This window comes from uncultured Caulobacter sp. (genome assembly GCF_947036865.1).
In the GTDB taxonomy this organism is placed as follows: domain Bacteria; phylum Pseudomonadota; class Alphaproteobacteria; order Caulobacterales; family Caulobacteraceae; genus Caulobacter.
In genome coordinates this window covers 1-7,414 of the sequence record NZ_CAMQSF010000083.1, presented here as the reverse complement: position 1 = coordinate 7,414, position 7,414 = coordinate 1, and the positions used below count along the sequence as shown (strand labels likewise).

11 protein-coding genes are annotated in these 7,414 nt (G+C 73.9%); 1 reads left to right on the top strand and 10 read right to left on the bottom strand.

Features of this window, described 5'->3' with window-relative positions; translation table 11 throughout:
* The 4 genes from Q0V34_RS20495 to Q0V34_RS20480 all read right to left on the bottom strand — a co-directional run.
* Positions 1–2,621, bottom strand: a 2,621-nt coding sequence (locus tag Q0V34_RS20495; RefSeq protein WP_297516170.1) for a glycoside hydrolase TIM-barrel-like domain-containing protein, incomplete at its 3' end; no start/stop codon positions are given.
* Positions 2,622–2,630: 9 nt separating this feature from the next.
* A complete protein-coding gene (locus Q0V34_RS20490; RefSeq protein ID WP_297516168.1) occupies positions 2,631–3,104 on the bottom strand; it encodes an NlpC/P60 family protein in 474 nt (157 codons plus the stop codon).
* Positions 3,105–3,160: 56 nt separating this feature from the next.
* Positions 3,161–3,787, bottom strand: a complete 627-nt coding sequence (locus Q0V34_RS20485; protein WP_297516166.1) for a DUF2163 domain-containing protein — start codon at positions 3,785–3,787, stop codon at positions 3,161–3,163.
* Complete coding sequence (locus Q0V34_RS20480; RefSeq protein WP_297516165.1) at positions 3,787–4,407, bottom strand: DUF2460 domain-containing protein; 621 nt, start codon at positions 4,405–4,407, stop codon at positions 3,787–3,789. The genes Q0V34_RS20485 and Q0V34_RS20480 overlap by 1 nt, the downstream gene beginning before the upstream one ends.
* 159 nt (positions 4,408–4,566) lie before the next feature.
* Here Q0V34_RS20480 and Q0V34_RS20475 point away from each other — a divergent pair, with 159 nt between their 5' ends.
* Positions 4,567–5,031 carry a DUF805 domain-containing protein gene (locus tag Q0V34_RS20475; protein ID WP_297516163.1) on the top strand — a complete coding sequence of 155 codons (465 nt, stop codon included), beginning with the start codon at positions 4,567–4,569 and terminating at the stop codon, positions 5,029–5,031.
* Positions 5,032–5,186: 155 nt separating this feature from the next.
* Here the strand turns inward: Q0V34_RS20475 and Q0V34_RS20470 are convergent, their stop codons facing one another.
* From Q0V34_RS20470 to Q0V34_RS20445, 6 genes are all read right to left on the bottom strand, one after another.
* Positions 5,187–5,690 (bottom strand): phage tail tape measure protein, encoded by a 504-nt coding sequence (locus Q0V34_RS20470; protein WP_297516161.1) that lies wholly within the window; start codon positions 5,688–5,690, stop codon positions 5,187–5,189.
* Positions 5,687–5,863 (bottom strand): phage tail assembly chaperone, encoded by a 177-nt coding sequence (locus Q0V34_RS20465; RefSeq protein ID WP_297516159.1) that lies wholly within the window; start codon positions 5,861–5,863, stop codon positions 5,687–5,689. Before Q0V34_RS20465 ends, Q0V34_RS20470 begins: the two co-directional genes overlap by 4 nt.
* Positions 5,860–6,144 carry a GTA-gp10 family protein gene (locus Q0V34_RS20460; protein ID WP_297516157.1) on the bottom strand — a complete coding sequence of 95 codons (285 nt, stop codon included), beginning with the start codon at positions 6,142–6,144 and terminating at the stop codon, positions 5,860–5,862. The genes Q0V34_RS20465 and Q0V34_RS20460 overlap by 4 nt, the downstream gene beginning before the upstream one ends.
* A complete protein-coding gene (locus Q0V34_RS20455; RefSeq protein WP_297516155.1) occupies positions 6,144–6,554 on the bottom strand; it encodes a phage major tail protein, TP901-1 family in 411 nt (136 codons plus the stop codon). Before Q0V34_RS20455 ends, Q0V34_RS20460 begins: the two co-directional genes overlap by 1 nt.
* Before the next feature lie 93 nt (positions 6,555–6,647).
* Positions 6,648–7,040, bottom strand: coding sequence for a DUF3168 domain-containing protein (locus Q0V34_RS20450; RefSeq protein ID WP_297516153.1), 393 nt, complete (start codon positions 7,038–7,040; stop codon positions 6,648–6,650).
* Positions 7,037–7,306 (bottom strand): head-tail connector protein, encoded by a 270-nt coding sequence (locus Q0V34_RS20445; RefSeq protein WP_297516151.1) that lies wholly within the window; start codon positions 7,304–7,306, stop codon positions 7,037–7,039. Before Q0V34_RS20445 ends, Q0V34_RS20450 begins: the two co-directional genes overlap by 4 nt.
* Positions 7,307–7,414 lie beyond the last annotated feature (108 nt).

The window sequence follows — 7,414 nt, the reverse complement described above, 5'->3', positions numbered from 1 at the left end:
GCCGACGGCGACAGACGCAGGACCCGCGCGCGCCGCGCCGCCTCGTCGGCCGCCAGCATCCGCCGCGCCACCGCCTCGGCCTCGGCGGCGGCCAGCACGATCGGCGCGTCCTGGTCGCGCGTTCCCTCGCCCGCCTCGCGCCGGACCAGCAGCGCCCCGACCTGATAGTCGCGCGCGGCGTCGATGAACCGCAGCCGCAGCGCCTCGGCCGCCGGATCGAGCGTGCGGGTCTCGGTCTCGGTCGGCGCATCCTCGGGCAGGACGAGATCCTCGTCGCCCAAGGCCGCGACGGCGAGGCCCGAGCGGCTGACCATCCGGACGTGGTCGCCCCGCTCGACGGGGTCCAGGGCGAAGGCCTCGGTCAGCGGCGACAGGGCGTCGCGCAGCCGCATCGGCCGGTCCAGGACATAGCCGGCCACCGCCCCGCTGGCCTCGCCCGGGTCGATCGTCACGCCCGCCCGCGCGCCCAGGGCCTGGATCAGCTCCGGCAGCGGCGCGATCCCGGCCCGGCCGGTCAGCCAGTGTCCGAGCGTCCAGTTGTCGCCATCGCCCCAGACGTCCGACCGCGCCGGGAAGTCCGGAAACGGCCGCGCGTCCCAGCACCAGGCGCTGGCCGCCTCGATCATCGGCCCGCCATAGACGCTGGACGTCGGGTTGGCGTCCGGCTCGGCCAGCCAGGCCAGCACCGTCTCCAGATAGCGCCGCTGGCCAAAGTCGTCCCGCTCGCCGGTCGAATAGGGCGGCAGGAAGCTCTCGGAGCTCTTCGGGTCGATGAAGAGGTTCGGCGAGTTGCTCCCCTTGTCGACCGCCGGACAGCCGAATTCCGTCAACCGGATCGGCTTGGACATCGGAACCCACGCCGTCGGCGTCGCCGACCGCGTCCCGTTCGGCCGGTCGTGGTGGGGGTTGCTCCACCAGCTCTTGAGGTCCTTGGCCCTGAACATCCAGGCCTCGCCATGCGCGCCGTCGGTGATCGGCGCGCGGATCTGGGCGTCGCGGTCGGCGGGGCTGGCATAGTACCAGTCGAAGGCCTCGCCGCCGGTCAGGCCGGCCCGCAGATAGGACGGGTCGCGCGGCCCCAGGAACCCGGCGACCGCGTCCGCGTGGGTCTCGCCCTCGCGCCAGTCGGTGACCGGCGGATACCAGTCGACGCCGACGAAATCGATGTTCGGATCGGCCCACAGCGGATCCAGGTGGAACACCGCGTGGCCCGAGCCGTCCGCCGGCTGGTGGCCGAAATACTCGCTCCAGTCGGCGGCGTAGCCGAGCTTGGTTTCCGAGCCCAGGAGCGCCCGCGCGTCGGCCGCCAGGCTCTTTAGCTTGGCCACGGCCGGATAGATCCCGCCCGGTCCACGCGTGGTGGTGACGCCGCGCAGCTCCGAGCCGATCACGAAGCCGTCGACCCCGCCGGCCTGAACCGCCAGCGAGGCCTGATGCAGCACCATCCGCCGCAGGCCCCAGGTCCCGTCGAAGAAGGCGTTGACCTGGTCGACCGCCGCCGCCGTCCCGTCCGCGCCCGGCGCGCAGGCGATCCGCCCGCGCCAGGGATAGGCCGCCTGCCCCGCCGGCGGATCCATCAGGATGAACGGATAGAGCGTCACCTTCAGACCGCGCCGCTTCAGCTCGGCGATCGCCTGCAAAACCACCGCGTCGGCCGGCGTGCCGCCATAGGCCGGCGCCCCGTCCTTCAGCGAGATCAGGTGCGCCCCGGTCCGGTCCACGCCCGCCACCGACCAGGTGATCGGCAGGGTGTCCTTGGCTGCCTGCTCGACGCCGGGCCGGATCTCGCACCGGCCGCAGCGCAGGTCCGTGCCGAACCAGGCGACCACCAGGGTCACGTGGTCCACGTTCGGCAGCTGGGCCCGCAGCTGATCCAGGGCCACCACGAGATCGGGCCGGCCCTCGCCGTTGTGCACGCTTTCCGAGGCCGCGCGGGTCAGGCCCTCGCGACGCAGCACCGCCTCGGTGGCGTAGACGAACTCGCCCGCGCCGGGGATCAGGCACACGCCCTTCAGCCGCTCCTCCAGGCCCAACGTCCCCGGCGCGCGCGGCCGGCGGAACACCTCGAACGACAGCTGCGGCGGCCGATTGCCGTAGGGCTCCAGCGGCAGGTCCTCGAACACCACATAGGCGACGCCGCGATAGGCCGGCGCCTGACCCTCGATGGCGGCGATCAGCGGATCGGGTGCCTGGTCCTCGGTTCCCCGATGCAGGCGCATCGTCACGCCCGTCATGTCCATGACCTTGCCGTCGGCCCAGACCCGGCCCAGGCCGTCGATCGGCCCCTCGGCCACGGCCACGGCGAACGACAGGCTGTAGGCGTAGGCGGTGGTCTTCTGGCCCTTGCCGCCGCCGACCCTCCCCTCGACGCGCTTCTCGCGAAAGCGCGCGGCCCAGATCACCTGGCCGCCGACCCGCGCGCGGCCGAACACGCAGGGCAGCGGCGCGCCCTCGCTGGCCCCGGTCAGCCGCAGCTCCGGGATGCGCGGCCCGACCTGGCGCGCGGGCGACAGGGCGCTCAGCGCGGCCTGGTCGACCAGGCCGCCCAGCACCGCGCCCACCGCGCCGCCGATCGGGCCGCCCACCGCCGCGCCGACGCTGGAAAGGATCAGTTGCGCCATCGCGCGCTCCTAGACGGGAGGAAAACCAAAGGCGGCCACGCGCCGCTCGCGCCACCAGCGCCCCAGGGCGCTCTCGACGCAGGCCCGGCCCCAATAGGCGTGGATCATGCGGTCGGGACCGGACTGGATCGCGCAGTGCTTGGCCGCGACGCCAGGGGCCATGCGGAAGACCAGCACGTCGCCAGGCCGGGCCTGGTCGATCGGAACGAGCCAGCGCTCGAAGGCTTCGATCAGCAGTTCGCGCGCGCCGACCTCGGCCCAGTCGGGACGGTAGGGCGGCGGCGCCTGCGGCTCGGCGCCGTACAGCGCCCGCCAGACCCCGCGCACCAGGCCCAGGCAGTCGCAGCCCGCGCCCAGGGTAGAGGCCTGGTGGCGATAGGGCGTGCCCAGCCACAGGCGGGCGTGGGCGAGGGCGGCGGCGCGAAGCTCCTCCCCCTCTGGGGGAGTTGGCCCAGCGGGCCGGAGGGGGCAGCGCGGCGTCATCCGAGATGGCCCCCTCAGTCGCTCCGCGACAGCTCCCCCAGAGGGGGAGCATCTTCTCACCGCCGTCCCCCGTCGTTGCGCTCGCCCTCGACCGGGTACAGCGTCAGGAAGTCCTCGCCCGGCGCCATCGGAAAGCCTCGGAAGTTGTCGCCATTGCCGAAGGCCTCGACACAGGTCGTCCAGCGCTTGTCGCAGCGCGCCCCCGCCGGCGGCGTGATCCCGCAGCGGGCGTCGCCCAGCCGCGCGTCGCACAGTCGCGTGAAGGTCCTCCCCGCCACGCGCTCCAGATCGGCCGCCGGCCCGGCCAGGGTCGCCTTGAACGCCTCGCCCTCCCGGCGCACGGCGGCGATGGTGGCGGTCCACAGCCGGACGAGACGCGTCGGCGCGCTCCAGTCCACCTTCAGCCCCGCCACCCGCGCGCCGTCATAGAGCCCGGCCTCGATATCGGCCCGCGTGATCCCGGCGTCGTCCAGCACGCCCAGCGCCGCGCCCTGCCCCGGCGCGTAGCCGACGGCGCTCTCGCCCGCGCCCGGGCTCCAGCCGCCGTCGGCCCGGCAGGTCACGCCGTCCACCACGAGGTCGCGGTCGTGGTCGGTGAAGCCCAGCCGCGCGCCGTCCGCGCGGACCAGGATCCAGACATCGCAAAGCCGCGCTTCGTCCAGACCTTCCGGCAACGCGCGCATCAGACCCGCACCTCGACCAGGGCGCAGGCGCTCACGCGCCCGGCCGCGAAGCCCTCCAGCGTTACGTCCAGCCGGTCGACGTCGAAGCGCACCGGCGTGTCGAACTCGAACCCCGCCGTCACCGCCGCCCCGGCGGGCGGCGCGGTGTTCAGGGTCACAACACCCGTCGTCGGGTCGACCCCGAAGGCGCTCGCCGCCAGCGGGACGCCGCCCACCGCCACCTTGACCGTGCCTACCGCCGGCTTGGCGATCGTCCGAAGCGTCTCGCCATAGGCCTTGACCAGTTGGAACGCCTTGCGCGTCCCGTCGCCGGTCCCCAGCGCCTGGTCGCCCGCCGCCGGCTGGGCCGAGGGCGCGCACGACTTGAAGTCCAGCGGGTCGCGGAACCGGAAGCCCGCCAGCCGCCCGCGTCGCGCCTCGAAGAACGCGACGAGCTCGGCGAGCTCGTCCAGCGGCCGGGCGGCGGTGGCGATCAGATAGCGGCGTCGCCCTTGGGCCCAGGCGCTGGTCCGGCGCTCGAAGCCCGAGGCCAGGGCGACGACGTCGGTGCGCCGCTCGATCCCGCCCGTGCAGCCGAACGCCAGCCGCGCGGGCAGGCGCGCCTCGTGGAACTCGCTCATCGCGGCGCTCTCCTGAAAATCACGAAAAGGTTTGCGTGGTTTTTGAGGCCAAGCGGAGCCGTCGGCGTCAAAGCCCATTAAGACGGCGTCATGACCCGCTTTTCACTTCATGCGCGGGTCGTCGGCCCCTACCTATGGGTCCGAGATTGGAGACCACGCATGGATTGGAAGACCCTGTTCCTCTCGCCGGAAGGCCGCATCGGCCGGCAGGCGTTCTGGATCGGCTGGCTCGTCCTGCTGGGCGTCAACGTCGCCGTCGGCTGGGTGCCGCTGTTCGGCCACCTGATCGCCCTGGCGACGATCTATTCCAGCATCTGCATCCATTCCAAGCGCCTGCACGACATGGGTCAGACGGGCTGGTGGCAGGTGCTGCCCTGGGTCTTCGGGCCGGTTCTGGTCATGGGCTCGGCCCTGTCGATCGGCGTGCTGCCGGCCATCGCGGCCCTGACCAATGGCGAGCCCGAGCTGTCGGCCCTGACGGCGCTGGGCGGCTTCTTCGTCTCGTGCTTCATCGCCTTCGCCGTCTGGCTGGCCTTCACCCTGTGGGTCGGCTGCAGCAACGGCCAGGCGGGCGACAACAGGTACGGCGCGCCCCCGCCCAACGCCACGGCCGTGGCGCTGTAGAGCTCCTTCTCCCCTTGCGGGAGAAGGTGGCCCGAAGGGCCGGATGAGGGGTCGCGAGGCCGTTCCGCGCACGGTGTCCACCCTACGGCTAGCGGCTTTCGACCCCTCACCCGACCCGCTGCGCGGGCCACCCTCTCCCGCAGGGGGAGAGGGGCTCATAACCCCCTCGCCCCCAGGCTCACCGCTCGCGCCAGGGCCTGGGCGATCTGGGCGTCGGAGCGGATCAGGCTCGACGCCTCCCCGCCCCGCACATTGACCGTCACCGAGATCCCGCCGGCGCCCGGCGGCTCGATGGCGCCGGCGCTGGTCGGCCGGAACACCTCCGGCCCGCGCTCGCCGACCAGATAGGCGCCGCCCGGCAGGACGGGACCGCCGTCGGCCCGCGCGCCGGAAAAGCTCTTGGACAGCGACTCGGTCAGCGGCCCCTTGAGCCCGGCGCCGACCGCGCCCAGCACCGCGCGGGCCAGCTCGCCCAGCGACACCTGGCCGTCCGAGGCCGCCCGCGCCAGCGACCGAGTCAGCGACGCCCCGGCGCGGGCGAAGGCCTCGTCGATCGACCGGGCGGCGCGTTCGGCCGGCGCCTTCAGCGCCTCCAGCGACGCGGCCGCCTCGGCGGCGCGCGTCGGCACGGCCGACAGGCCATCGGTTTCGAAACTCATGATCGCTCCTCGTCGGGAAAGCGCGCGGCCAGGGCCTCCAGCCCCGATCGCGTCAGGGCGGACGCCGGCGGACGCTCCGTCAGCGCCCGCCACTCCTTCAGCGACAGCCGCCAGAACGCCTCGGGCGCGATGCCGAGGCTCAGCGCCAGCCGCAGCGGCTCGGCCCAGCTCACGCGCAGGCCGCCAGGGCGGCGGCCAGGGCGCTGGCGGCCTCGGGGACGGTCGCCCGCCCCGCGATCTCGGCCGGCTCGCCGCCGCCCTCCAGCAGCGCCGCCAGCACGGCGGTCAGGTCCCGGGCGCTAAGGCTGGCGATCCGGTCCGGCAGGGCCGACCAGTCCGACAGCTCCAGCGCCGCCTCGATCCGCGCCAGCGCGCCGAGGGTCAGGCACAGCCGGCGCGGCCCGCCCGCCAGGGTCACGACCACGTCGCCGCGCGCGGCGTTGGGGGACAGCATTAGAGCGCCGTGAACGTGACGGCGCCGGCCGAGGCCAGGCTGAGGGCGAAGGTCGCCTCGCCGTCATGCTCGCCGGCATATTCCAGCGCGGCGACCACGAACGGGCCCTCCAGCTGGCCGAAATCCGGCACGATCAGCCGCCAGGTCCGCGCCGACTGGTCGAAGAAGCTCTGGCGGACCTGCGCGTCAGAGGCGGCGTCGCGGAATACGCCCGCGCCCGACACCGCGACCGAGCGGACACCGGCGCCGGCCAGCAGCTCGCGCCAGCGGCCGGCGCTGTCGCTGTCGGTCGCGTCGATGGTCTTGGCGTTCAGGCTGAGGGTCCGCGCCCGCAGCCCGGCCACGGTGACGAAGCCGCCGGCCCCGTCGCTGATCTTCAGCAGCATGTCCTTGCCGGCTTGAGCGGCCATTCGGAGTCTCCAGTTTAGCACGATCCCCTCCCCCCTGCGGGGAGGGGGCAGGGGGTGGGGGTGTCCGCGCCGGCCGGATGTCGGCGCCGAGTCTCACGCCGCCTCGGTCACCGCCCGCACGCGGACGATCCCGAGCGTCGTCTCGCGGTCCGCCCCGGTGAAGCAGTCGGCATAGGGAACCCGCAGGCTCACCAGCCGCCGCCCGGCCAAGGTCGGCCGCGCCTCGTGCAGCGCCGCGCGGACGGCCGCGACGAGGGCCCGGGCCTCCTCCGGCCCGCCGAAGCGGCTGGCGCAGGTCAGGGTCAGCAGGTGCTCGAGCGTGTCATTCTCGATCCCCGGCCGGCTCTCGGCGCGGGTGACGACGACGCAGGGATAGGTCGGCAGGCGCGGCGCGGCCGGATAGATCCGCTGGCCGGCCACGGCGGTCACGGCCGGCGCGGCCTTAAGCGTCGCGACGATGGCGTCGATCAAGGGCTTGTCGCTCATAGCCGCGCCTTCCGGAACGGCGCCAGCCACGGCTCGACCAGGCTCAGCGGCGGCTCGCCGCCTTCTCGCGCGGCAAACGCTTGGGCGACCAGGATCAGCACGGCCAGGCGCAGCGGCGCGGGGCTGCTCGGCGCCAAAGCGACGCCGGCGGCCGCCGCGACGCGCGCCTCGGCGGCGTCGATCAGCAGCGTCAGCAGCGTGTCCTCGGCCGGATCGGCCACGCGCAGAAACGCCCTGGCCTCGGCCAGGGTGAGGGCTTGGGGCATGGGGGGTCTCTGAAAAGCCCCTCCCCCCAAACCTTCTTCAAAAAAGGGCGGGGAGGGGGCAGGGGGTGGGGGTGTAAGCGCCCTGTTTCCCCTCCAGGCGCCCCGCCG